Annotated in this window: 18 protein-coding genes; 7 read left to right on the forward strand and 11 right to left on the reverse strand. The window is 60.2% G+C overall.

What is annotated here, in order from left to right:
• The first annotated feature begins 66 nt into the window (after nucleotides 1-66).
• The 4 genes from DW195_RS05875 (at nucleotide 67) to DW195_RS05890 (ending at nucleotide 6,490) form a co-directional block, all read left to right on the forward strand.
• The gene (locus DW195_RS05875; RefSeq protein WP_199576318.1) at nucleotides 67-783 is read left to right on the forward strand and encodes a DUF554 domain-containing protein; all 717 of its coding nucleotides are present in this window, start codon (nucleotides 67-69) and stop codon (nucleotides 781-783) included.
• A gap of 88 nt (nucleotides 784-871) precedes the next feature.
• Nucleotides 872-2,632, forward strand: a complete 1,761-nt coding sequence (locus DW195_RS05880; RefSeq protein WP_233540826.1) for a TerB N-terminal domain-containing protein — start codon at nucleotides 872-874, stop codon at nucleotides 2,630-2,632.
• Nucleotides 2,625-3,929, forward strand: coding sequence for an ATP-binding protein (locus DW195_RS05885; RefSeq protein ID WP_118206131.1), 1,305 nt, complete (start codon nucleotides 2,625-2,627; stop codon nucleotides 3,927-3,929). Before DW195_RS05880 ends, DW195_RS05885 begins: the two co-directional genes overlap by 8 nt.
• Before the next feature lie 116 nt (nucleotides 3,930-4,045).
• Nucleotides 4,046-6,490 carry a DEAD/DEAH box helicase gene (locus tag DW195_RS05890; protein WP_118206132.1) on the forward strand — a complete coding sequence of 815 codons (2,445 nt, stop codon included), beginning with the start codon at nucleotides 4,046-4,048 and terminating at the stop codon, nucleotides 6,488-6,490.
• Nucleotides 6,491-6,516: 26 nt separating this feature from the next.
• Here the strand turns inward: DW195_RS05890 and DW195_RS05895 are convergent, their stop codons facing one another.
• The 4 genes from DW195_RS05895 to DW195_RS05910 form a co-directional block, all read right to left on the reverse strand.
• Complete coding sequence (locus tag DW195_RS05895; RefSeq protein WP_118206133.1) at nucleotides 6,517-7,395, reverse strand: spermidine synthase; 879 nt, start codon at nucleotides 7,393-7,395, stop codon at nucleotides 6,517-6,519.
• Nucleotides 7,396-9,303, reverse strand: a complete 1,908-nt coding sequence (locus DW195_RS05900; RefSeq protein ID WP_118206134.1) for an elongator complex protein 3 — start codon at nucleotides 9,301-9,303, stop codon at nucleotides 7,396-7,398.
• Nucleotides 9,304-9,400: 97 nt separating this feature from the next.
• Nucleotides 9,401-10,297, reverse strand: coding sequence for a DUF4097 family beta strand repeat-containing protein (locus DW195_RS05905; RefSeq protein ID WP_158567907.1), 897 nt, complete (start codon nucleotides 10,295-10,297; stop codon nucleotides 9,401-9,403).
• Nucleotides 10,297-11,010 carry a helix-turn-helix domain-containing protein gene (locus DW195_RS05910; RefSeq protein WP_118206136.1) on the reverse strand — a complete coding sequence of 238 codons (714 nt, stop codon included), beginning with the start codon at nucleotides 11,008-11,010 and terminating at the stop codon, nucleotides 10,297-10,299. The genes DW195_RS05905 and DW195_RS05910 overlap by 1 nt, the downstream gene beginning before the upstream one ends.
• Nucleotides 11,011-11,278: 268 nt before the next feature.
• On the opposite strand from DW195_RS05910, the gene DW195_RS05915 reads away from it, so the two are divergent.
• The 3 genes from DW195_RS05915 to DW195_RS05925 all read left to right on the forward strand — a co-directional run bounded on the left by DW195_RS05915 (nucleotide 11,279) and on the right by DW195_RS05925 (nucleotide 16,103).
• Complete coding sequence (locus DW195_RS05915) at nucleotides 11,279-12,151, forward strand: hypothetical protein (protein ID WP_118206137.1); 873 nt, start codon at nucleotides 11,279-11,281, stop codon at nucleotides 12,149-12,151.
• A 118-nt stretch (nucleotides 12,152-12,269) separates the two neighbouring features.
• Nucleotides 12,270-13,109 carry a tRNA (guanosine(46)-N(7))-methyltransferase TrmB gene (locus DW195_RS05920; RefSeq protein ID WP_118206138.1) on the forward strand — a complete coding sequence of 280 codons (840 nt, stop codon included), beginning with the start codon at nucleotides 12,270-12,272 and terminating at the stop codon, nucleotides 13,107-13,109.
• A gap of 312 nt (nucleotides 13,110-13,421) precedes the next feature.
• The gene (locus DW195_RS05925) at nucleotides 13,422-16,103 is read left to right on the forward strand and encodes an RNA helicase (protein ID WP_118206139.1); all 2,682 of its coding nucleotides are present in this window, start codon (nucleotides 13,422-13,424) and stop codon (nucleotides 16,101-16,103) included.
• 80 nt (nucleotides 16,104-16,183) lie between these two features.
• Here the strand turns inward: DW195_RS05925 and DW195_RS05930 are convergent, their stop codons facing one another.
• The 7 genes from DW195_RS05930 to DW195_RS05960 form a co-directional block, all read right to left on the reverse strand.
• A complete protein-coding gene (locus tag DW195_RS05930; RefSeq protein ID WP_118206140.1) occupies nucleotides 16,184-17,941 on the reverse strand; it encodes a DUF2130 domain-containing protein in 1,758 nt (585 codons plus the stop codon).
• Between the two features lie 139 nt (nucleotides 17,942-18,080).
• Entirely contained in the window at nucleotides 18,081-18,845 is a 765-nt protein-coding gene (locus DW195_RS05935; RefSeq protein WP_118206141.1) for a ChbG/HpnK family deacetylase, read from the reverse strand.
• 77 nt (nucleotides 18,846-18,922) lie between these two features.
• The gene (locus DW195_RS05940) at nucleotides 18,923-20,371 is read right to left on the reverse strand and encodes a PTS transporter subunit EIIC (protein ID WP_117806646.1); all 1,449 of its coding nucleotides are present in this window, start codon (nucleotides 20,369-20,371) and stop codon (nucleotides 18,923-18,925) included.
• Between the two features lie 339 nt (nucleotides 20,372-20,710).
• Nucleotides 20,711-21,547 (reverse strand): PRD domain-containing protein, encoded by an 837-nt coding sequence (locus DW195_RS05945; RefSeq protein WP_158551187.1) that lies wholly within the window; start codon nucleotides 21,545-21,547, stop codon nucleotides 20,711-20,713.
• A gap of 73 nt (nucleotides 21,548-21,620) precedes the next feature.
• Nucleotides 21,621-22,166 (reverse strand): metallophosphoesterase, encoded by a 546-nt coding sequence (locus DW195_RS05950; RefSeq protein ID WP_231500841.1) that lies wholly within the window; start codon nucleotides 22,164-22,166, stop codon nucleotides 21,621-21,623.
• 66 nt (nucleotides 22,167-22,232) lie between these two features.
• Entirely contained in the window at nucleotides 22,233-22,412 is a 180-nt protein-coding gene (locus tag DW195_RS05955; protein ID WP_089573341.1) for a hypothetical protein, read from the reverse strand.
• A gap of 264 nt (nucleotides 22,413-22,676) precedes the next feature.
• The gene (locus DW195_RS05960; protein WP_118206142.1) at nucleotides 22,677-24,056 is read right to left on the reverse strand and encodes an aldehyde dehydrogenase; all 1,380 of its coding nucleotides are present in this window, start codon (nucleotides 24,054-24,056) and stop codon (nucleotides 22,677-22,679) included.
• Between the last annotated feature and the right edge of the window lies 1 nt (nucleotide 24,057).

The following is a 24,057-nucleotide window of genomic DNA, read 5'->3' on the forward strand; positions in this document are numbered from 1 at the left end:
AGTCGCGATGTGCCTCGCATTTCGTTCTGCTACGATTGCCACGTTGGCATCAATACAGGAGGGCTCATGCCGGGCTTGGGAACAATCATCAACGTTGCGCTTTTAGTTGCGGGCGGTCTTTTGGGATTAGCGGGCGGCCGCTTCATTACACCGCGCATCCAAGACACGCTCATGAAAGCATCGGGGCTGTGCGTCCTGTTTATCGGCCTGGGCGGCACCATGCAAAAGATGCTCATCATCGATGGAAAGGCGCTAGCGACCACCGGTACCACCATGCTCATCGTCTCATTTGCGCTCGGTTCGCTCATCGGCGAGGCCATCAACTTGGAGGCCGCCATCGAGAACCTTGGCGAATGGCTCAAGCGCAAGACTGGCAGTGAGGGCGATAACGAGTTCACCAACGCTTTTGTCTCGACTTCACTCACCGTGTGCATCGGCGCCATGGCCATTGTGGGATCGATCCAGGACGGCCTGCTCGGCGACTGGTCAACGCTTGCCCTCAAGGGCGCACTGGACTGCATCATCGTCTGCACCATGACGGCCTCGCTTGGCCGCGGCTGCATCTTCTCGGCCCTGCCCGTTGCCGTGTTCCAGGGCACGATCACGCTTTTTGCCGGCGCACTCTCCCCCATCATGACCACCGCAGCCCTCGACAGCCTTTCGCTCGTGGGCTCCATGCTCATCTTCTGCGTCGGCGTCAACCTCATCCGTCCTCAGACCTTCCGCACGGCCAATATGCTCCCCTCCGTCGTCGTGGCGGTCATCTACGCCCTCCTGTTCTAAACTATCTACGCAGCGGTATCTCGAACATCTGTTTGATGCTGTGCTATGATATGAGGTCACCGACACCATATAGGGAGAGGAGAGGGCGGTGGCCGACCAGGACGTCAAGATGCTCATCGAGCGCATTATGGCCGAGGCCCGGACCCATCAGTCCGCCCGCTTCTCAAACGAAATCTATGCTGACGAGCCGATTCTCAAGACCGGCCGACAGATGCAAAACTTCCTCCCCGACCAGTACCGCAAGATGCGCGAGATATCACGCTGGCAAGATGATCCCAAAGGCGGCGCGGGGCGTTGGCTATCGGAGGCGGAGCTCTTTTACCGCCAAGGTCTGATGATGGCCGACTTCGAGGACGATTGCCCCTACAACGGCACCTTTAAGTCGTACTTTCCCACCTACAATGCCATGAGCGATCGACAGCTGCGCGGCTATTTTACTTGGCGCGCCCAAGTGCGACGCGGCAATATCGAGGAGACATCGACCTCGTTTGCTTTTCTTTATCTTTACGAATTGATCTGCGGCATTGGCGTCGACAATCCGCGTGACGGCTATGACAAGATCAAGGCATTTTGGGATGCCTATCGCGCCTTTGAGCCCGGCATCGACCGGTTCGCACGCGTGTGGCTGCAGGACTACGCCGTGTTCCACGGGCTCGACCCCAAGCTGCTTCGTGACTCTAAAACCGTCATGTTCGATAACGCCCTTATCGAGCTGCGGCGCGCGGCACGAGACCTTGTACCAGCACCGACGCCGTCTGACCCGGCACCCAAGCGTCGCAAAACCTCCGAGCCCACGCTCCCCCTTCCGCCCGATGAGGTGCGCGAGGAGCGACTCATGGCCGCCATCAACGCCCTCTCCACGTACAACCTAAGTAACTCGCGGCTCGACCGCAGCCACCACCGCGATCTGCGCCACGTGGCGTGCGCCGTGCATGTCCGCATGGCGCGCTACTATGACACGCACCGAAAGACCGGCATCGTGACAAGTTTATTTGGGGAGGAGACGGCCATGCCCTACACCATGTTTGCCTCGGCCGTATTCTTTGCGCCCGAGCGCCACGAGGACTGCGAATACCGTCTGGACCCCATCCATATCTACCGTTGCCAAAACGGTTTTTGGGAATGCATGCGGATTCACGGTAGCAGGCAAAAGAGCAGCAAGCTCGGTGAAATGATGCGCGCCTGCGACCAACGCCTGCGCCTGGCGCTGGACCCCGCCCATCCCCTTAAGGAAGAAAAGGTCCCCAAATATCTGGCCAAGATTATCGATGACGAGATTGTGGCATGGCTTTCGTGGGACGCCGCACACCAGCCCGTCAAGATCGATATCGATTTGAGCCAGCTGGGGCACATTCGGAGCGCTGCCGCACAAACGCGCGAAGCGCTTTTGATCGACGAGGAACGCGAGGACGGCGCGTCCGCAGAAGCCGAGGCAGCGGACTCAGGGCAACCGGAAGCCGAGCCTGCGGCCGCCGCGACGGTCGAGGCGGTCGCGGCGGCCGCAGGGCAGGACGAGTCCGACGAGCCGACCATATCCACCGAACAGTTTGGTGTCGTAGCACCGCTTCTCGCACCGACGCCCGCGTTCGCAGCTGCTGCGCCCGCTGACGCCACGAACGAACTCGCGCCCGCCGCAGATGCCTATCTCCGCGCGCTGCTCGAGCACAACGCAGTACAGGCGGAATCGGCGGTAGTGCAATCGGAGCAGAGCGAGGACATGCTCGTCGATACCATCAACGAGGCGCTCTTTGACCTGGTGGGCGACACCGTAATTGAATTTAGCGCGGCAGGGCCGCAGATTATCGAGGACTACGAAGCAGACGTGAGAGGATACCTAGACCATGAGTGATACCGCATCCGCAGCACCTCGCGTGCCCAAGCGCGTCGCTGCCATCATTCTCAACTCGCTCAAGGGCGGTGTGGTCCCGCGCATCGGCCTTCCTTACATCACCGTAGGGCGCGAGGTCGAGATCCGCGCCCTGCTCACCGATCTGAGTCTCATCGCCGACGGTGGCGCGAGCTTCCGCTTTCTGGTCGGTCGTTACGGCGCCGGCAAGAGCTTTTTGCTCCAGACTATCCGCACGCACGCCATGGGCGAGGGATTCGTTGTCGCTGATGCCGACCTGTCGCCCGAACGCCGCCTGCAGGGCGGTCAGGGACAGGGCCTTGCCACCTACCGCGAGCTCATCCGCAATATATCGACCAAGACGCGCCCCGAGGGCGGTGCGCTCAACCTTATTCTGGATCGCTGGGTCGCCTCGTGTGCCGACGTCGACGAGTCGGTCGTCAATGCCCAACTGGCCCCGCTCGAGGAGATGGTCCACGGCTTCGACTTCACCCGCATGCTCCGCCGCTATCGCATGGCCGCATCCGGGGGCGACGAAGAGGCCATGAGCCGCGTGACCAAATGGATTCGCGGCGAATACCGCACCAAGAGCGAGGCACGCGCCGAGCTGGGCTCCTCGACCATCATCAGCGATGACGACTGGTACGACTACGTTAAGCTCATTGCGCGCTTTTTGGTCTGCAGCGGCTACAAGGGCATGCTGGTGCTCATCGACGAACTCGTGAATCTGTATAAGATTCCCAACGCCATCACGCGCCAATACAACTACGAGAAGATCCTGACCATGTACAACGACACGCTCCAAGGCAAGGCGCAGTACCTGGGCATGATCATGGGCGGCACGCCAACCTCCATCGAAGACCGCCGCCGCGGCGTGTTCTCCTACGAGGCCCTGCGCAGCCGACTCGCTCAGGGCCGCTTTGCGCGCGAAGACCTTAAGGACATGCTCGCGCCCATCATCCGCCTGCAGCCACTCACCTACGAGGAGCTGCTGGTGCTGATCGAAAAACTCATGCAAATTCACGCCGGCTACTTTGGCTGGACGCCCACGCTTACCGAGAACGACTTGGTGGACTTCCTCAAGATCGAGTTCGGTCGCGTGGGAGCCGACACGCATCTGACGCCGCGTGAAGTCATTCGTGACTTTATCGAGCTGCTCGACATCCTATGCCAAAACCCCGACGCCAACGTGGCCGAGCTGCTGCAAAGCGTCGGCGGCGACGCGCTGGCGCCGGCAGCCGCAACAGGCGACACCGATACCGCAGGCGGCGACCGTAACTTCGCCGAATTCACCATCTAACCTGCCAAAAAGGGACAGGTTTATTTTGGCAGGCTCTATCTGGGCAAACGTTGAAGCAGTAATGCAGCAAGCCACTGCCCGCCGCGTTGAGAGATTCGCTTTTGAAAGGAGGCCTCGTGAACGCCTTTGACCGCTACGCCCCGTTTATCCAAGACTTCATCTACTCCCACGATTGGGAGAGCTTGCGCTCTATCCAGGTTGCGGCAGCTGATGCCATCTTTAACACGCAAGATAATGTGCTCCTGACGGCATCCACGGCTTCCGGCAAAACCGAGGCAGCCTTCTTTCCCATCCTGACCGAATTTTGGGAGAACCCGCCCACGAGCGTGGGCGCCCTCTACATTGGCCCCCTCAAAGCGCTCATCAATGATCAGTTCGTCCGTCTCAATGACCTGTGCGAAGAAGCCGACATCCCCGTCTGGCACTGGCATGGCGATGTCTCGCAGTCGCACAAGGCCAAGCTCATCAAAAAGCCAAGCGGCATCTTGCAGATTACGCCCGAGTCGCTCGAGGCGCTCTTAATCCATAAGCACATGGCGATCCCGCGCATGTTCTGCGACCTGCGCTATGTGGTTATCGACGAAGTCCATTCGCTCATGCGCGGCGACCGCGGCGGGCAGACGCTCTGTCTTATCGAGCGCCTCTCGCGCATGGCAGGCGTGCAGCCCCGCCGCATTGGCCTTTCGGCCACCATCGGCGACCCCGAGCGCACGGGCGCCTTTCTCTCGCAGGGAACGGGGCGCGACTGCGTTATCCCCCGCTTTGAGGAACCGCATCGCGTGTGGCGCATCTCCATGGAGCACTTCTACAACTCGGGCCCCCAGGCTCAGCAACGAGGATTCGTAGGCACAGGCCCACAAGAAGCCGAGGTGCTTGCTTGCGAGCGTATTGAGACGGCGGCGCCCGCGGCGCTGCCCGCATCCGGACAAGACATGTGCCACAGCGGACAGCTTACACAGGAAGAACACCGTCAACGTCGTGAGCAGGCGCGGGGCAAGGCCGCTCCCAAAGACCGTCGCACTTCCTCGGCCCCCGAGGGCGAAGTCGACATCCCACGAGCGACCGAGCAGGCGCTTCTCAACCCCACCGACACGGCGCCCGAAAACGCCGACCCCGGCATGGGCTATATCTTTGAGCATACGCGCGGCCGCAAATGCCTGGTCTTTGCCAACTCGCGCGAGGAGGCAGAGGCCGTGTGCTCCATGCTGCGCAGCTACTGCGAGAGCCGGCACGAGCCCGACCGTTTTCTCATCCATCACGGCAATCTTTCGGCATCGCTACGCGAGACGGCCGAGGAGCTCATGCGCGACGAGGAGCAGACGCAGACAACCGTCACCACCTCTACGTTGGAGCTCGGTATCGATATCGGCCGCCTGGAGTGCGCCTTCCAGATTGACGCGCCGTTTACCGTCAGCTCCTTTTTGCAGCGCATGGGGCGCACAGGCCGTCGCGATCTTCCGCCCGAGATGTGGTTTGTCATGCGCGAGGAAGAGCCCGAGCCGCGCACGATGATGCCCGAAACCATTCCCTGGAAGCTCCTGCAGGGTATCGCGCTCGTACAACTCTATCGCGAGGAAAAGTGGGTCGAGCCACCCGAGCTCGATCGTCTCCCCTACAGCCTGCTCTATCACCAGACTATGTCGACCCTCGCCAGCACCGGCGAGCTCACGCCGGCCGAACTTGCCCAGCGCGTGCTCACGCTCAGCTATTTCCACCGTGTCTCGGCAGACGATTACCGTGTGCTGCTACGTCACCTCATTAAGATCGACCATATCCAGGTCACCGAAGGTGGCGGGCTCATCGTGGGTCTCGCGGGCGAGCGCATCATCAACAACTTTAAGTTCTACGCCGTGTTCCAGGAAAACGAGGAGTTTACCGTCCGGAGCGAATCGGCTGAGCTGGGCACGATCGTTAATCCGCCCCCGCCCGGTGAGCGCATCGCCATCGCCGGACACTGCTGGATTGTCGAGGAAGTGGACTGGAAGCGCCACACTGTCTTTGCCACGCAGGTCAAGGGCCGGGTGCCGGCCTACTTTGGCGACTGCCCCGGCGACATTAACACGCATGTGCTCGAGCGCATGCGCCAAGCGCTCACTGAGCACGCAGCATATCCGTACCTTATGGGTAACGCACGGGCTCGCTTGGCGCAGGCTCGTCATACCGCCGAGATTTCGGGCGCGGGAACTAAGCCGCTCATCAACCTGGGTGGCGACACCTGGGTGCTCTTCCCCTGGCTGGGAAGCTACGCCTTTTTGGCACTCGAGCGTATGCTCAAGATTAAATGCGCCGCGGAGCTGGGCCTTCGCGGACTTGACCCGTCACGCCCGTACTTTATGCAGTTTAAGATGAAGGCCGACGAGGAGACGTTCTTTGAGGTGCTCACCGCCGAGGCCGAGAAGGACTTCGATTCCATCGAGCTCGTCTATCCCGGCGAGGTACCTTACTTTGATCGTTACGATGAGTTCGTTCCCGAAGAGCTCGTGCGCAAGGGCTTTGCCGAAGGCGTGCTCGACATAGAGGGCATGAAGCAGCGTGTCCGCAGCTGGCGCGACCACGCCTAAGACCAGTCTTTTTGGGACGGGGAGACTTACTTGTCATGAAGGACGGTGCCGAGGAAGTCGGTGTCGAAGGGCACGGCTTCGGCAAAGGCATAGTCGCCGTCGCTGGCGATGAGCAGGTAGTTTTCCTCGCCGCCGAACTCCGCATCGCCGCAGGGCACCACCCAAACGTGATCGAACACCTCGAGCGTCGTGGCGGCGCAATCGCGCAGGAACGACACATCGCTCCCCTCGTTCGCGCTCACAATATTAGCCACGTAGATGCCGCCCGGGTTCAAGCTACCCCGCACCAGATGCAACGCCTCAACGGTCGCCAGCTCGCGCACGGGCTCGGCACCGCCAAAGCAATCGCTCACGACCACGTCGTAGCGACGATGGCCCACGCTCGTCACACCCAGATACGAGCGAGCCTCGGCGGTAATCACCCGCAGGCGATCGCCCACCGTGCGCTCCAACTCGTCCAGGTAGAACCAGCGGCGCGCCAGGCGCGTAATCTCTCCGTCATACTCGACGACGTCCATGCGCAAGCCCTCGTGCGACATCAGCGCGAACTTGGGATAGGCAAACCCGCCGCCACCCAGCATAAGCATGCGGTCGATACCATGACCATACGCGTCGCGCATTGCGCCCTCGGCCTCAAACACATCGTCAAATGCACGATAGTACGCAAAGACCGGCTCCGCCCAACGATCGCCAACATAGCTCGCGCTTTGGTAGACGCCGCCCTGTACGAGCACGCGGACCTCGTCACCGCTCTCGTCGTGCACACGCTTCACACGCGCCAACCCGTTGCGAGTACGTGCGACCTGCAAACAGGCAGCGCGAACAGCGACGACGGCCGCACCAAGCGCCGCAGCTCCCAGGGCAACGCCGGCAACAACACCAGCGGAAACACTCGGCTTGTTCATCTAGAGCTCCTTTTGCAGATAGAGTCCATGGTCGTAAAAATCCAAATGACGATAGTACTCACGCGTGCCGATCGCGCTGATCACGTTGATGCGCGCATAGCCCGCGTCCCGCGCCATCTGGCACGCACGCTCCACCAGCGACCGCCCCAGTCCATGATGCTGAGCCGCCTGGCCCTGATCGCCCACGCGTGCCGCCATGCCATACACGTGCACCTCGCGAATCATCGCCTCGTCCGGCGTCGTCGGCAACTCGTCCGCATGCGCGGCAACAAACGCGCGATCGGGCAGCGACAGGCGCAAAAAACCCGCGATTTTGCCCTGCGGCGTCACCCACTGCAAAAAGCGCTCGTGCGTCACCGGCGTCTCGTACGCCACGCCCTCGTCAAGGGTCAACTCGCCCAGGTCGGCGCCCGCCGTGCTAATCTCGCGATAGCGGATCTCACGCACCGTCGCACCGTCACCCCGAGCAGCTAGGCGGTTCTCGACGAGCTGACGCAGGTTGGGCTTCTTGTTGCCCACCATGATGTCATCGGAACTAAAGTCGCGAATCATGCGGCTGATGCGGCAGAACGCCGGCGTCACCACGATGTCATCGGCCAGCACATCGAGCAGTTCTTCCTCGGTATAGGGGCGCCACTCGCCGCGCTCATAACAGCCCACCAGGCGCGAGCCCTCGATGAGCGCGCACGGATAGACCTTGACCTCGTCGGGCATAAAGGCCCCCACGGTCATAAAGCGCTCGTAGTCGCGTTTATCCCCCTCGGGCGTAGCACCCAACAAATTGAGCATAAAGTGCGCGTGGATCTTAAAGCCAAACAGGCGCGCAAGCGAAAACGCCCGCTCAATCTGCGTCACCGAAATGCGACGCTCGTTGATATCGAGCAGGTGCTGGTCGAGGCTCTGAATGCCCATCTGAATCTTGGTACAGCCCAGGCGACGAATGAGCGTGAGGGCCTGCGGCGTTACAGCATCGGGGCGCGTCTCGATAACGAGTCCCACCACGCGATGCTTCGCCGTCTCGTTGATGCGCTGCTGGCGCTCGAGCTCCTCCATCGTTGCTGTCTGCCACTCGGCGACCTCGCCCCACGGCGTGCCGGGGCCGTACAGACGACGCACCGCGCGGTTATAGCCGCCCACGGCAGCATCCACACGCCCCTGCTCGTCGGCAACGCCGGCAGCGAGCTCGGCTTCGTCTGTCGCAATGCCGGCGGCCCGATAGCGCTCGCGACGCTCCGCTACCACCGGCGGCAGCGCATCGGCGGGAGCGTCATCGAGCAGGCGCCCTGCCTCGGCACGGCTGATGCCCGGACGCGCCAACATGGGGTTGGCCGCCACGCCGGCGACGGCATCGTCATTGAGCGCACGGAAGAGCTCCGACATAAACCATGTCTGATAGCCTTCCGGATAGTCGCTCCAGGTACCACCAAGCACAATGAGCTCGATCTTATCGGTCGCATGTCCCATCTGCGAAAGCGCCGTCAAACGGGCGCTCACCTGCAGATACGGATCGAAGCAGTTTTGCTCCGCACGGGCGCACGCGGGCTCAGCATGTAAATAGCTTTTGGGCATGCGCAGGTCGTTGGGACAAAACAGGCAATCGCCCGAACAGGGCCACGGCTTGGTGATGACGGTAATGGTCGCCACGCCCGAAGCCGTGCGACGAGGCTTCATGCGTAGCACCTGCAGCAGTTGGCGCTCTAGCTCGGCGTCGACATTCCATGCCGTCCAACGAGCCAGCTCCTCGCGTTTCACCCGCTGGTAAAACGGCAGCAGGCGACGCTTGGCCAAATCGCGCTTGTCGGCACCCTCACGGCGCGCCTCGGCATGTATCAATTTGACGAGTACCTTGTCGTCCACGGTCTCACCGCGACGCAGGGCATCGAGTATGTTCAAAATAATCTGTTCCATGACCCCATTGTAAAGGCAAAGGCGCCGAAGCCGACCACGGCCCCGACGCCTCCATCAAAGAGCATGTCTATATGCACCGATCTCCGAAAACCGCATGTCACACCGATTCGAACGACATGTCGCCCGAACCGACCTTAAAACGATACGTTGCAGACTTGTCACCGTTGTCGAATTCAGCATTCAATATGGTCTCGCCATCGTAGCCAAGCGGAAGGAAATCGCTCTCAAAGTCACCGCTGCCCACGGTGAGGCTCGCCTTAAAGCCCGTAGAGTTCGGAACCGATATCTCCACATCGCCCGAGCCCACGCTTACGTCCATCGACTTCGCGGGGGCCTGGTAGAGCTCGAACGCCACATCGCCCGAACCGACCTCGGCATCCAAGGTGTCGGTTACGGTGCCCGCAAACTCAACGTTTCCCGAGTCCAAAGTCAGGTTGAGGTCATGACACGCAACATCCGTGACCGTCAGATCGCCCGATCCTACATTCGCTGTAATGCCCACCATGTTATCCGCAACATCCCGCGGCAGCTCGATGGTGACCGAACGATCGATAGCGCGCTCGTCATCGCAGTCGAACTGGCTAATCGTGAGTGTAGAACCCTTGACCTCGGCCAGATTCTGAGTGGCAGCATCGTAGGTAGCTACCCCCTTTGCAACACGACCGCTCTCGATGACACGCACCTGCCCGCCGGAAACGCACTTGATCTCAACCTCACCCGATGTCACATCCAGGTCAAGGGACTGGAATGAGTCGGTATCAAACGTTTCGCTCGAAAGCTGCCGAGACTGAGCGGAATAGTTACCGCCATCCAAAGAATCGTCCCCGTCAACCACATCGTCCATACCGGACAAACCGGATGCAATATCGCCGAGATCCCACGGGCCATCAAAATGAAACAATATCCGCGAAGTGCCAAAGATAAGCCCGATGATGAGCACGAACGCTCCGATACCGACGCCCAGGCGGACCTTGGACTCACGCGAGAGCTTCATCATTCATCACCTTCTTTGTCGCTCGGCTCAGCGGCGGTCGAGGAAGCCACATCAGTATCAACCGCAGCGGAAACATCCTGAGCCTTAGCCGCCTCCGGTGCCGGACCAACCTGAATATCCCCGCGTGCCCAATCGCCATCGAGCGCACGCGCCACCCAGTGATAGATGGGGATTGTAAAGAAGATCAGCGCGGCAAAGGAGCCACCAAACAGGAACATCAGCAAAAAGAACAGCAGCCAGCACACGGCCCAATACGGAAACGACTGGAACGGACCTTTCACCGGAGTCGAGCCAGCTGCGCCGCCACTCGTCACCTGCGCCGTAGCGGCATTGGCGGCCTGCGCACTCCAGCTTGCCGCTTGCGCCGCCTTGGCCGCAGCATCACTCGCCTGCGTAGCTGCCTCCGTGGCGCGCGCCGCCGCCTCATGGGTGCGGGCACGTTCTGCCGCCTCGGCCTCGCGCTGACGGGCGCGGTCCTCGTTCTCAAACTCGATATCGTCCTCGATCTCATCGCTCGGATTGAGGAGCTCGTCCAAACTCACGCCATAGAGTTTGGCGAGCGAGATCAGGTTCTCGGTATCGGGCGAACTCTCCGCGCGCTCCCATTTACTGACCGCCTGGCGCGACAGTCCCAGCTTTCGCGCCAGCCCTTCTTGGCTAAAACCCTTGCTGCGACGAAGGTCGGCGAGCCGCTGCGCAGTTTCTACATTCATGGTTCCTCCTATGCTTTTGCCAGCCGTGCCGCCGGACCGTTTTTGTTCTTAAGGCGCCTTGCACAGTTAAAAATCTATCCGCCACCGCCAAAAGCATGCCACCTATTCTAGTGAGATTTTTGACAACCGGCGGTTGCGGGTGCATATGAGCTGCGGAAATGTGTCCAAACAAAGCAATGACCCGCAGCTCGGTTGTCCCCGTTGCGGCGTTAACGGTAGTATGGTCGTACTGTTTATTCCGCACCGCCAACGGAGGGAGTTCCGCGCCGTGAACCGCGATTTCGCCTCATCGCTCATTCAGCTCAACAATACGTTCTATCGCGAGCACTCCGCCTCCTTCTCCGATACGCGCCAGGCACCGTGGCCCGGCTGGGTACGCACCATGGACATAGCGCTCGATCAGCTCGACGTCGCCACGATCGAGCATCCCGTCCGCGTCTTCGATCTCGCCTGCGGCAATATGCGATTCGAGAACTTTGCCGCCGGCGGCGCACTTGCCGCCAAGGGCGTCGACGGCGCAAACCCCTCGGCAGACGCCAGTTGCCCGTTTGAGTTCTATGGTGTTGACTCGTGTCAGGATTTGGCTATCGATGCGCACGGTCACGCCCTGCGCATTCCCAACCTGCACTTCCAGGAACTCGATGTGCTCGACGCCCTCATGAAGCTCAACCCCGCCAAGACACCCGACGTGCTTTTCAACGCCCCGCTCGCCGACATCTCGGTCTGCTTTGGATTTATGCACCACGTGCCGTCGTGCGAGTACCGCGTACGCGTGCTCGACGCCCTGGTGCGCCAGACGCGCCCAGGCGGCATCATCGCCATCAGCTTTTGGGAGTTTATGAACGACGGGCGCATGGCGCGCAAGGCCGTTCGTGCCGAGGCCCGCGCCGAGCTCACCCCGCCGTTTGAGGGTTACGATTCCGCGCAGTTTGAAGCCGGTGACCACCTCATTGGCTGGCAAAACGACCGCCACGCCTACCGCTATTGCCATCACTTTGACGATCAGCAGATCACCGACCTGGTGCGCGGCGTCCGTACGTTCTACAAGAGCGGCGAGGTCCCCGTGCGCGAGCTTGAGCGCTTCCATGCCGACGGTCGCAGCGGCGATCTCAACCGCTATGTGATCCTCAAGCGCCTGTAGGCACCGACGACTCGCCGCCGGGCCGCACCGCATCTTTCGGGCAATCCATGCCCGCCCTTTTTCAACCCATTGACGGAACGTGCAGCTATGCGTTCCGTACTTATGACCAAGGAGCCTCATGGGAGCCGTCCACGTTCGCACGCCTAAGAACTTTGTGCTCGAGGAGCGCCTGGAGCGCTACGCCAATGCGATTGAAACGAACCCCGAGGCCTATGTCGGAGATTGGCGCGAGGCTTGCGCGCCAGTTGGCAGCAAGCCCTTCGAACACCTTCACCTGGATCTTGGCTGTGGCAAGGGAACGTACCTTGTAGAGTGCGCGGCCCACGAGCCAAACACCCTCTTTATCGGCATGGACCAGGAGCCCATCTGCATCGCCTATGCCGCGCAGAAAATCTGCGAGCAGGAACTATCAAACGCACTCGTCCTGCCCCGAGGCGCTGCATCGCTGCCGCAGTTGTTTGCCCCAGGCGAGCTCGATGCCATCACCATCAACTTTCCCACGCCGCAGCCCAAGGCCAAGTACGCCAAAAAACGACTCGTCCATGTCGACCATCTGATACTCTATCGCCCGCTCTTTGCAGCTGGCGCCACCGTAACGCTGCGTACCGACAGCAAGCCATTGCGCGACTACGCCTTGGGGCAGTTTGCCGCGGCCGGCTACGATACACTTTGGGTAAGTAACGACGTTCGCCGCGACCATCCCGAGCATCCCGAGACCGAATACGAATGCCGCACGCGCGAGATGGGTGCCGTCGTCTATGGCATCTGCGCCACGCCCGGTGCGCAGCCCGGTGACGATACGCTCGCGGCGGGCCGCGTGCAGGAACAAAGTCTTGCCTGCTACCTACCCAATAACCTCGATGAGCTCACCTATGTACCTCTGGGCATGGAAGAGGCCGTCGAGAACTTTAGAAACCGCGCCCGCAAAGGCAAAAAGCGCCTTCCGCAGGAGTCATAGGGGCTTTTGGCGGTCGCTACGCCAGCGAGCAAGCACAAATAGGCACCGATGAACGACCCTCAAACCTAAGTGAGTAGACTTTTTAGCAATAGCTAAGCACAACCCGCATAGGAAGAAATAAAACCGCAGGTAGAGCCCTTGCGCAAAAGTCATGTGCTCGCGATATTGCAAAAAGTCTACTCACTTAGCTGACAACTGCACCAAACGGCTGAGCAGAACGCCCATTTCCTGCATTTTCTTTCGCGCTGGCGCCCCGCACCGCCGCTACGCCATAATGGATGGCGGACAAACGGCGAGAGAAAGTACCCCCACATGGCACAGACCACGATAGATACCGCCGCCAGCACCGTCTCTGGCGCCGGCGCCGCCAGCTCATTCTCGGGCGGCACGGGAACCGAAGCCGAATTCGGCTCACTCGGCGCGCTCTCCCCCACCTGGTGGGAGCCCGAGGACGGCAGCGAGCCCGAACCGTGGCTCACGCCCGACCAGGCCTTCGAGCGCTTCTTTGAATGGACGAGCAATCGCGGTATTGAGCCGTGGGACCACCAAGAAGAGGCCCTCATGGATCTAGCCGCCGGCGATCACGTCATTCTGGGCACGCCGACCGGCTCGGGCAAGTCGCTTGTCGCGCTAGGTATGCTCTTTATGGGCATGGCGCAGGGCAAGCGCTGCTACTACACGGCTCCTATCAAGGCTCTGGTCAGCGAGAAGTTTTTCGACTTGGTGCAGGTGCTCGGCCGCGATAACGTCGGTATGATCACCGGCGACACGCATATCAACACCAAGGCGCCCGTCATCTGCTGCACGGCAGAGATCCTTGCCAACGACGCACTGCGCGAGGGCGAAGATGCCGATGTTGGCTGCGTCGCCATGGACGAGTTCCACTACTTTGCCGACCCTGATCGCGGTTGGGCCTGGCAGGTGCCGCTGCTCACCCTGCCTCACACGCAATTCATGCTCATGAGCGCCACGCTCGGCGATGTCACCGCGATTGCCGCCTCGCTCGAGGAACACACCGGCGCTACCTGCGACTTGGTCGTCGATGCCCCACGCCCTGTGCCGCTGAGCTACGGCTATGTGACGACCTCGCTCGAGGGCACCGTCGAGCTCGCGATGCGCCGCGGCGAGGCCCCGCTCTACATCGTGCACTTTAGCCAGGATGCCGCCCTTGCGACGGCACAGTCGCTCGCCAATTTTGGCATCGCCAGCAAGGAGCAGCGCGAAGCCATCAAAGAAGCGGCAAAGGGAACGAGCTTCTCGACGGCCTTCGGCAAGATCCTCAAGCGTTTGCTCGGCTGCGGCGTCGGCGTGCACCACGCCGGTATGCTGCCGCGCTATCGCCTGCTGGTCGAGCGCCTGGCGCAGCAGGGCCTACTGCCCGTCATTTGCGGCACCGACACACTCGGCGTCGGCATCAACGTGCCCATCCACACCGTGGTCCTCACCGCGCTCACCAAGTTCGACGGCTACAAGATGCGTCGCCTGCGCGCCCGCGAGTTCCATCAGATTGCCGGTCGCGCCGGCCGCTCGGGGTTCGATACCGAGGGCATGGTGATTGCCGAGGCACCCGAGCACGAGATCGAGAACGCCAAGCTCATGGCCAAGGCGGGCGATGACCCCAAAAAACTCCGCAAGATTAAAAAGAAGAAGGCCCCCGAGGGCTTTGTCACCTGGAACAAGCAGACCTTTGAGCGCCTGATCGAGACGCAGCCCGAAACGCTCAAGCCGCGCCTGCGCATCACACACTCCATGGTGATTAGCGTGGTCGAGCAGGGCGGCGATGCCCGAGCCCGCGTACACGACCTCATCGAGACGAGTCTGCAGACCCCTGAGGAAAAGGCAAAGCTCGAGGTTCGTGCCGACGAGATCTTCGCCACGCTCATCGATTCCGGCGTCGTCGTTCGCACCGAAGTGCCGCCCGCACCCGACGCTCCGGCTGACGCCGCGCCGGACATCGACTACGCGCTGACGGTCGACCTGCCCGAGGACTTTGCGCTCGACCAGCCGCTCTCGCCGTTTTTGCTTGCCGCGCTGGAGTTGCTCGATCCCGAGAGCGAGACCTATACCATGGACCTCATCTCGATGGTCGAGGCAACGCTCGAGGATCCCAAGCAGGTGCTGCGCGCACAGGAGCGCGCCGCACGCGATCGCGCTATGGCCGAGATGAAAGCCGACGGCATTGAATATGAGGAGCGTCTGGAGCGTATTCAGGACGTCACGTACGAAAAACCGCTCGAGGATTTGCTCGACGCCGCCTTTGACAAGTACTGCCAGGAAGTACCCTGGGCCAACGACTACCAGCTCTCGCCCAAGAGCGTCCTGCGCGACATGCTGGAGAGCGCGAGCGACTTTAAGGGTTACATTCAAAAGCTCGGCATCGCCCGCTCCGAAGGCATTCTGCTGCGCTACCTGGCAGAGGCTTACCGTTCTCTCGACCGTACCGTGCCCATCGAAAAGCGCGACGAGCGCCTTCGCGACATCATTTCGTGGCTCGGCTTTGTGGTGCGCTCGGTCGACTCGAGCCTGGTGGACGAGTGGGAGAACGCCGGCAACCCGGCGGCCCTCGACGCCGCACCGCCGCAGGGCATCGACGAAGTCGTGGCTGACCGCCGCGGCTGCACGCTGCTGGTGCGCAACGCGCTCTTCCGCCGCGTGACCCTTGCCGCCCGCGAGCACGTTCGCGACCTGGGCGAGCTCGACGAGGACTGGGGCATGAGCGAGGTCCGCTGGCAAAAGGCGCTCGACGCCTATCACGAGCAACACGAGGAAATTCTCACCGACGGAGATGCCCGCAGCTCCGCGATGTTTTCCATCGACGAGAGCGACGAGAAGACGCAGCACGTGTGGCATGTGCACCAGATTTTTGCCGACGAGGATGGCGACCACGACTTTGGCATCATGGGCGATGTCGACCTGGACGCCACGCAAGACGGCGGCGAGGTCATCTTCAAGAACTACCGTGTCGGCTTTATCGAGGACCTGCTCGAGGACTAGCCGGGCGCAATGGAACGAAACGAAGCGGGGCCGCTGGCAACATCGCCAGCGGCCCCGCTTTTTGCGCGATACGTTATACCTTACTCGGCATCCTCGACCTCATACGAATCCGCCTCGGCTGGCTCATCGTTCGTCTCTGTCGCGGCCCCGCGCGCCTCGTCAAACGCTGCTTTCATGGTCTTGTTGCCCCACGTGAGCTTGCGAATGGTAAGATCGTCGGCTTTCTTGTTGGCAAGGCGCAGATTGTTCTCGGAGGACAGCAACGCCTCCTTGGTTTTCTGCAGATGGCTAATCGTCTTGTCGATCTCATCGATTGCCGTTTGGAACTTGCGGCTCGCGATCTCGTAGTTGCGGCCGAAATCGTTCTTGAACTTCTCCATCTTGGCTTCGAAGTTCGTGACATCGATATTCTGCTGCTTGTACTCCGCCAGCTCCTGCTTATAGCGAAGCGAACCCATGGCGGCATTGCGTAGCAGCGTAATGATGGGAATGAAGAACTGCGGGCGGATCACATACATCTTCTCGTAGCGATAGCTCACGTCCACGATTCCCGCGTTGTAAAGCTCGCTCTCGGGCTCGAGCAGCGTGCAGAGCACCGCGTACTCACAGCCTTTCTGGCGACGATCGTGATCGAGTTTCTTAAAGAAGTCCTCGTTTTTATGCTTGGTCGCGGTCTCGTCGTTCTCGTTTTTCATCTCGAACATAATCGAAATGACCTCGTTGCCGCTCGCGTCGCACTCACGGAAAATGAAGTCTCCCTTGGTGCCCTCGGATGCATCGTTATCTTTCTCGAAGTACGCATTGGGAAACGCCGTCATGCGCAGACGGTTAAACTCGGTCTCGCAGTGCTGCTCGAGCGACTCGCCCACCATCTTGGTGGACAGGCGAACCTTCATGTCCTTAAGGCGCTCAATCTCTTCATCCTTGTAGCGAATCAGGTCATCGCTCGCGCGCTTGGCCTGCGCAAGCTCGAGCTCGTGTGCCGCCTTGGCTTGCTCCTCGCGAGAATCGCGCACCGCCAGCTCGCTCGTCAGTTTGGCACGTGCCTCATCGCGCTCTCGCTCCGCCGCGGCGACCGCCTCTGACAGGTTCATTTTTGCCATCAGTTCCTGCTCGCGCAGCTGGGCACGCAGGCCCTCGGCCTCTTGCTCGGACTGAGCCTTTGCGGCGGAAAACTTCTCTTGCACCTTCGCGCGATAGTCAGTAAGCGCGCGCTCGGCCTCGCTGCGAGCGGCATCGAGCTCACGCTGCGACTCTGCCGCGGCAGCGGCAAGCGCCATCTCCTGGGCCTTGTCCGCCGCGGCGATCCTGGCCTGCAGCTCGGCAATCTGAGCGTCGCGCGCGGACAGGTCGTTTTGAGCAGCATTGCGTGCCGCCGCCTCGGCAAGCCTGGCTTCATCATCTTTGCGCTCCAACTGCGCACGTAAATTGTCGATCTCGCGCTGAAGCTCGGCATTCTCCTTTTGAGCATCGGAACGGGCCTCAACCGCCGCGCGCTGACTTGCACTCTCGCGCTCTGCGGCAGCGCCTTCGAGCTTGGCGTGCAGCTCGGCAAGCTCAGCGTCGCGCTTGGCAACCTCTTGCGCCAGCTGCTGAGCTGCAGCATTCTTCTGCTCGACAAGCTGAGCGTCGCGCTGAGACTCTGCCTTTTGCAAAGCAGCCGTCGAGCGCGAGCGCTCAAGCTCCAGTGCCTGCTCGCCCTCGCGCTGGACCGCCTTCACGCGCTCATCCAGGTCGCGCGAGAACTCGGCATCGCGCACCTGCTTGACGATATCCGCATAACCGGACGCATCGACCTTAAAAACTTCGCCGCAATGCGGGCACTTGATCTCGTTCATGGCAGCTCCTCGATGGACGCAAATTTCAACCGCCTACACTCTACCGCGCCGCACGGACAAAAAAGACGCCGCCGCCATAATGGCAACGGCGCCAGAACCACCACAAAGGCGACTGTCCCCTTTGTGGTGACTTGGGTCCTTACAGGTCGCGGTAGTCGATCAGGCGAAGATCAGGTTGAGACTCAAGCCAAGTGCGAAGCTCAGGGTCGATCAGCGCATCGACTTCCTTGGTGCGGTCGGTCGTGAGCGAGCTGTTCTCCAGGATAAAACGATCGAGATAGCCCGGATGGCACACAAAGACGACCGTCTCGCCGTCCACCATCTCGCGAACCGTCTGCATGATTGCCTCTTTGGGCTCGTAGCCCGGCTCCATCGAGCGCATCACCATGCGCAGATCAGTATCTCCGCAATGCACCACAGCCGCGGGGTCGAAGCTCGCCTTTTGCTCCTTAAGGCCCAGCTCCTGAGCAACCGCCGAGATCGCTCGGTTAAGGTTTTTGCTCATGACGGCATGGGCCTCAAAGTAATCGGGCTCGCGGCCCACGATCTCGACAAAGCGGTCATGCTGCGCGCGGATCTCGATGCAGGCCTCGTCGAAGTCTATCAACTCCTCGCCGCGCTTAAAATGCTCGCGGAAGGTACGGCTGCTATGGAACTCGCCGTTCTCGTTGAGCATGCTCGGAATGAGCGCCGGGTCGGCACACGACTTGCCCAGGCACACGTTGGTATGCTGACCCACCGCAATGCCGACATCCGCCACGAGCGACCAGCCACGCTCGGCCTCGGGCATATTGGGCATAAGTCCCGCCGAGCGCACCAGGCCCTCATTGATACTGCGGGCAATCCCCAGGTTAACGGCATACGAATAACCGATATCGTCGGCACGAATGAGCAATTGCTTCATATTGACCCCCATCTACGGAAAGGGACACTTGAAGCGCAGCCAAGTGCCCCAGATAATTGTCCTACCGAACGGATGCTTTAGGCTTTGGCGGCAGCAGCGTCTTCGTCGAGCTGCTCCTTGGTAAAGCCAAAGAAGTAGGCGATGGCAGCGGCGGCAACAAATGCAGTGCCCGATGCAACGCAGCCCCATACGAGATTAGCAGTTCCGCCTGCAACATAACCTGTAATACCAAGGATATTAGTTGCGCCCAAAACATACGTCGTGACATTGGTGAGAGCCGCGATCAGGCCGCCGATAGCGCCGCCCGCGACCATGGCACCCAGGCAGCGAGTATACTTAAAGCCGCAGCCATACAGCGCGGGCTCCGTCACGCCACCGACAATGCCGGAGAGCGAGAAACCAAGCATAGCGCCCTTTTCGTCGACCTCCTTAAGGCGCAGGAAGGCACCGAAGGCCATGCCCCACGTGGCGAACTGAGCGATAGCACCCGCGACCATAACGCAGGAGTCAGACCCTGAGGTGAGCACCTGCACAATGCCGAGGGCAATCAGAACCTGGTGCATACCGGTCATAACCAGGAACTCCCAAAGCGCGGCAATGGCGACGAGGGAGAGGATCGTGACGATGCCGCCAGCGTTTCCGAGGCCGAACATAAAGTTGCCGACCAGGTCGCCCAGAATGGAACCAATCGGAGCTAGGGCGCACAGGGAAACGGGGGTCATCACAGCCATGGTGCACACGGGCACAAACACCGTGGAGAGCATGTCGGGGATGATCTTCTTCATGAACTTCTCGACGACCATCAGCACCGGCATAGACAGCAGCATGGGGAGCACGGTCGCAGAATAGTTGTTCAGCTGAGCCGGGAGCACGCCGTAAACCATCGTGGTCGTAGCACCAGAATCCGCAGCGGCGTTGACCAACGTCATGAACTCGGGGGCAATGAGCACGCCGCCGAGCATCATGCCGAGCGGCTGGCTGCAGCCGAGCTGCTTTGCGGCAGCCCAACCCAGATAGACAGGGAGGAAATAATAGCCTGCGTTGTAAATCCAGTTGTAGAAGAAGTTGTAGATGTCGGAATCAGCAGACCAGATACCGAGCATGCCGTCGCCGCAAAGTACGGCAAGTGTGCGGAACATGGCGGCGCCCATGATAATGGGGATCGTCATGCACATTGTCTTGGACAGGTAGTTAAGGGCCTTCTTGCCCGCAGTCTTGACCGTCAGTGGCTCCTTGATGCCGTCATCGAGGTTCTCGTCAATGGAGCCTTCGCCCTTGACGCCCAGCGCAATGGCGGCGTCATAGACCTTCGGCACGTTCTGGCCAATGATGACCTGATACTGGCCGCCAGACCACTGTGCACCCAGCACGCCCTTGATCTTCTTTACTTCATCGTCATTGGGAATGGACTGATCCTTGAGGTTCAGACGCAGGCGGGTCATGCAGTGCGTCGCGTTCGTCACATTGGAGGCGCCGCCGACGGCAGCAAGCACGTCCTCGGCAATCTTCTTGTTATCGACAGCCATGTCGAATCCCTTCTCTTCCAACTAAAGGCCGTGGGACTTCACGGCACCAAGACGCACAATTCCGCTCGCGCCTGCGCAGCGCGCGACATCAGTTGGCAAGAGATTGATTTGCATGTGATTCCCGGGTGGATCGACATGAAAAAGCCCCGCGCACAACCGACAGAGACCCAATTATGGCCTCGGCAGAATCGGTAGTGCCTCTCGGAGCTGCGCCGTGAGTAACACCCAACACACGGCGAGTATATGCGGCAGATGCGTTCGTTGCGGCTCAGATTACCGACGAACGGTAGCAAACGACCCGCGAACGGTCGCCATGACGGAAAGGAAATACCAGAGAGCCTATTTATCCGAGTGGACAGAAGCCACGCGATTCACATGCATGATCAGATAGACGAGCTCCTCTTGGGCCAATGGCTCGCCAAAGGTCTCTTGAATCAGATCGTCGACACGGTGAGCGCAACGCGATGCCGCCGGATACTGCTCCACGAGCACGTCGTAAAGACCGGAGTTCTCGGTATCGATCGGCTCTTTCTTTGCCACGCGGTCGAGCAGATAGCGCACATGAGTGGCAAAGCGGGCAAAGGCGAACGACGAGCGATCGACCGTCACACCCAACTCTTCTTGAATAATCGCGACCGTCATATCGAGCAGTCGCTCCTCGTGCTGCTCGGCAAGCACGCGCCGCTCGCTCGGCTTAACCGATGCGTTGACAATCGACATGGCAATGCCCGCGGCCTCGCTTCGGGGCATGCGCACATGAAAGCTCTTCTGGATACCGCGAACAGCCAGCTCGCCCAAGCGGTATTCGATGGGATGCAGCTGCTCAAGATCGCGCTCAAGCGGCAACGACACCACCATGTGTTCGCGGGCACGCTTAATGGCAAACTGAATATGGTCTGCCAATGTAATGGGAAGGTTAGGACTCAATTCGTACGAAAGCTGTCCGGTCGCGATATCGGCCAGCTGAGCAGAAAACTCCAGCACCTCGGGATCGACCTCATCGATAAACGCCAGGTACTTTGAATCAATGCCGTAAAAGGTACGCGTGATGACATCCAGGTCGACCTCATGCGGCATATCGCCAAAGCCGATACCACGACCCAGCGCGATAAGTTGACGCCCCGCGCCGTCTTCGCAGATGGCAGCGTTATGGTTAATGCGCTGGATAGCCCTCATGGATTCATCGCTCCTACTGAAACGCGCCGCACAGACCATCCGCGCGGCGCGTTCATTCTACCTGCACTTACAGCTACAGTCCAAAGAAGCCTAGGATTTGGTCACGGCTTACGGGCTTGTAGTTGTTGGCATCGAGGCCAACGTCGTAGCGCAGGACCGGGCGCTCGCGATCGCGGTTGCGCGCGTTGGTGCGGTCTCCCCTGCTGTGGATATGCCCGTGCAACATGATGGCGCCACGCGCCTTGCCGTTCCAGCTGAGCATGGGGTAATGGCTCATTACCAGGCGATGGCCCTTAGCGTAACCGGGGGCGACCTCCAGATAATCGCGCACCTCATCCCAAATGTGCGGCGCGTCTGGATCTTCCCAGTCGCCGTCATGGTTACCGCGGATGAGCGTTACGTTCTGACATTCGATGCGCTCGCGCAGGCGCACCGCCTCCGCCAGGGGCAAACGATAGGTAAAGTCTCCCAAGATATAGAGGCGGTCGTCCACAGCCACGCACTCATTGATGGCATCGATGACCTTGCGGTTCATCTCCTCGACCGAGTCAAACGGTCGATCCATGTCGTGCAAGATATTCGTATCGCCCAGGTGCAGGTCGGCGGTAAACCACATCATCGTCTCTGTCCTCATTTCGCAACGCGTATAAGACCTGTTTAGTATACAGACGCGACGATGAGACAGTCACCCAAAGAGCCCGCCGAACAGACCTCGGCGACGCTTGTCCTTTTTATTCGAACCTTTACCCCGGGCGTTCTTATCCTTTTGCTTTTTGCGGTCCTGCTCCAACTCATCGTCATCGAGTAGCATATCCCACTCAAACGGATCGTCTGTCAGATCGAACAGGTCATCGTCATCAAACACGTGCGCCTCCATTACCGATTAGCGAGCATCCACAACGTAGTTGAGAAGTCTACGGGCCCGTGCGGACACAAATTCATCCTGTCTGCGTCTTTCAATCGTTTGCCGCAACGCTTGCGCAACGGAACGCTTGCAGATAAGATAGGAACACGGATGGCACCCGTGGCAGCGGGTCTTGCCAACTCCGATACACGTTTTCATCGTGAGAAATGGCCGTCTTCGCTTACGCGGGGGCGGCCACTTTGTTTATCCCTATGTCATCTGATTCTAATGCACAAACATGCGCACGAACTTGTGCTTCCAGCTTGCGTAAGGGGCATAGCGGAACGGCACGTCCAGCCACGTTGTCTTGTTCACGATGCTCTTCTTGTGGCTAAACGTATCGAAGCTCTCGCGTCCATGGTACTGTCCCATACCGCTCGCCCCCATGCCGCCAAAGCCCATATGGCTCGTGGCCAAATGCATAATGCTGTCATTAACACAGCCACCACCAAAGGGCACGTAACGCACAAAGCGCTGCTGAACCTCACGGTCTTGGCTAAAGATATACAGGGCCAGCGGCGTCGGACGATCCGTAATAAACGTCTCGGCCTCGTCTAGGCTCTCAAACGACAGCACCGGCAAGATGGGGCCGAAAATCTCCTCCTGCATTACGGCGTCCTCAGGCGCCACGCCGTCCAAAATCGTCGGCTCAATCTTGAGCGACGACTCGCGCGCGGTACCTCCCAGCACAACCTTGTCGGGGTCGATCAGCCCGCGTACGCGCGCGAAATGCTTGGCGTTGACAATATGACCGTAATTCTCATTGTCGAGCGGATGCTCGCCAAACATGCGGCGGGCCTCCTCCTTGATGAGGTCCAGCAGCTCGTCGTGCACGCGCGCATCGACCAGCAGGTAGTCGGGCGCCACGCAGGTCTGCCCCACGTTGAGCCATTTACCAAAGGCGATACGGCGTGCCGCGACCTTCAAGTTAGCCGTCGCATCCACGATGCAGGGACTCTTTCCGCCCAGCTCAAGCGTCACGGGTGTGAGGTTTTTACTTGCACGCTCCATGACGAGCTTGCCGACCGGAACGCTACCGGTAAAGAAGATCTTGTCCCAGCACTCATCGAGCAACGCTTCGTTTTCGGCACGCCCGCCTTCGACGACCGTCACCAAGCGCGGATCAAATGCCTCTTCACAGATTTGCTTGAGCACCGCGCTCGATGCCGGAGCATAGGCGCTCGGCTTGATGACCACGGTATTGCCCGCGGCAAGGGCGCCGGCGAGTGGCTCGAGCGTCAGTAAAAACGGGTAGTTCCACGGAGCCATGATGAGTGTGACGCCATAGGGCACGGACTGCGTCTTGCACACACTCACGGCGTTGGCGAGGTCACACGGACGCAGGCGCGAGCGACTCCATCGAGCCACATGCGCAATCTGATAACGAATCTCGGAAAGCGAGGTGCCGATCTCGCACATATACGCCTCGTCATGCGACTTTCCCAAATCGGTCTTGAGCGCATGGGCAATATCGGCCTCGTGGGCCCGCACCGCATCGCGTAAACTCACGAGCGCACGACGTCGAGCATCGACATCAAACGTGGCGTGCGTCTTAAAATAGGCGCGCTGATCGGCAACGATGCGCGCGATTTCCTCGGTGTTCATG

The sequence above is a fragment of the Collinsella sp. AM17-1 genome (assembly GCF_003470665.1).
Taxonomy (GTDB): domain Bacteria; phylum Actinomycetota; class Coriobacteriia; order Coriobacteriales; family Coriobacteriaceae; genus Collinsella.

Bases quoted from the DNA above. Each gene is read 5' to 3' on its own strand.
- DW195_RS05900 (WP_118206134.1), bottom strand. From the start codon at position 9,303: ATGGAACAGATTATTTTGAACATACTCGATGCCCTGCGTCGCGGTGAG.
- DW195_RS05885 (WP_118206131.1), top strand. From the start codon at position 2,625: ATGAGTGATACCGCATCCGCAGCACCTCGCGTGCCCAAGCGCGTCGCT.
- DW195_RS05950 (WP_231500841.1), bottom strand. From the start codon at position 22,166: ATGATGTGGTTTACCGCCGACCTGCACCTGGGCGATACGAATATCTTG.
- DW195_RS05905 (WP_158567907.1), bottom strand. From the start codon at position 10,297: ATGAAGCTCTCGCGTGAGTCCAAGGTCCGCCTGGGCGTCGGTATCGGA.
- DW195_RS05925 (WP_118206139.1), top strand. From the start codon at position 13,422: ATGGCACAGACCACGATAGATACCGCCGCCAGCACCGTCTCTGGCGCC.
- DW195_RS05920 (WP_118206138.1), top strand. From the start codon at position 12,270: ATGGGAGCCGTCCACGTTCGCACGCCTAAGAACTTTGTGCTCGAGGAG.
- DW195_RS05960 (WP_118206142.1), bottom strand. From the start codon at position 24,056: ATGAACACCGAGGAAATCGCGCGCATCGTTGCCGATCAGCGCGCCTAT.
- DW195_RS05895 (WP_118206133.1), bottom strand. From the start codon at position 7,395: ATGAACAAGCCGAGTGTTTCCGCTGGTGTTGTTGCCGGCGTTGCCCTG.
- DW195_RS05910 (WP_118206136.1), bottom strand. From the start codon at position 11,010: ATGAATGTAGAAACTGCGCAGCGGCTCGCCGACCTTCGTCGCAGCAAG.
- DW195_RS05935 (WP_118206141.1), bottom strand. From the start codon at position 18,845: ATGAAGCAATTGCTCATTCGTGCCGACGATATCGGTTATTCGTATGCC.
- DW195_RS05875 (WP_199576318.1), top strand. From the start codon at position 67: ATGCCGGGCTTGGGAACAATCATCAACGTTGCGCTTTTAGTTGCGGGC.
- DW195_RS05945 (WP_158551187.1), bottom strand. From the start codon at position 21,547: ATGAGGGCTATCCAGCGCATTAACCATAACGCTGCCATCTGCGAAGAC.
- DW195_RS05940 (WP_117806646.1), bottom strand. From the start codon at position 20,371: ATGGCTGTCGATAACAAGAAGATTGCCGAGGACGTGCTTGCTGCCGTC.
- DW195_RS05930 (WP_118206140.1), bottom strand. From the start codon at position 17,941: ATGAACGAGATCAAGTGCCCGCATTGCGGCGAAGTTTTTAAGGTCGAT.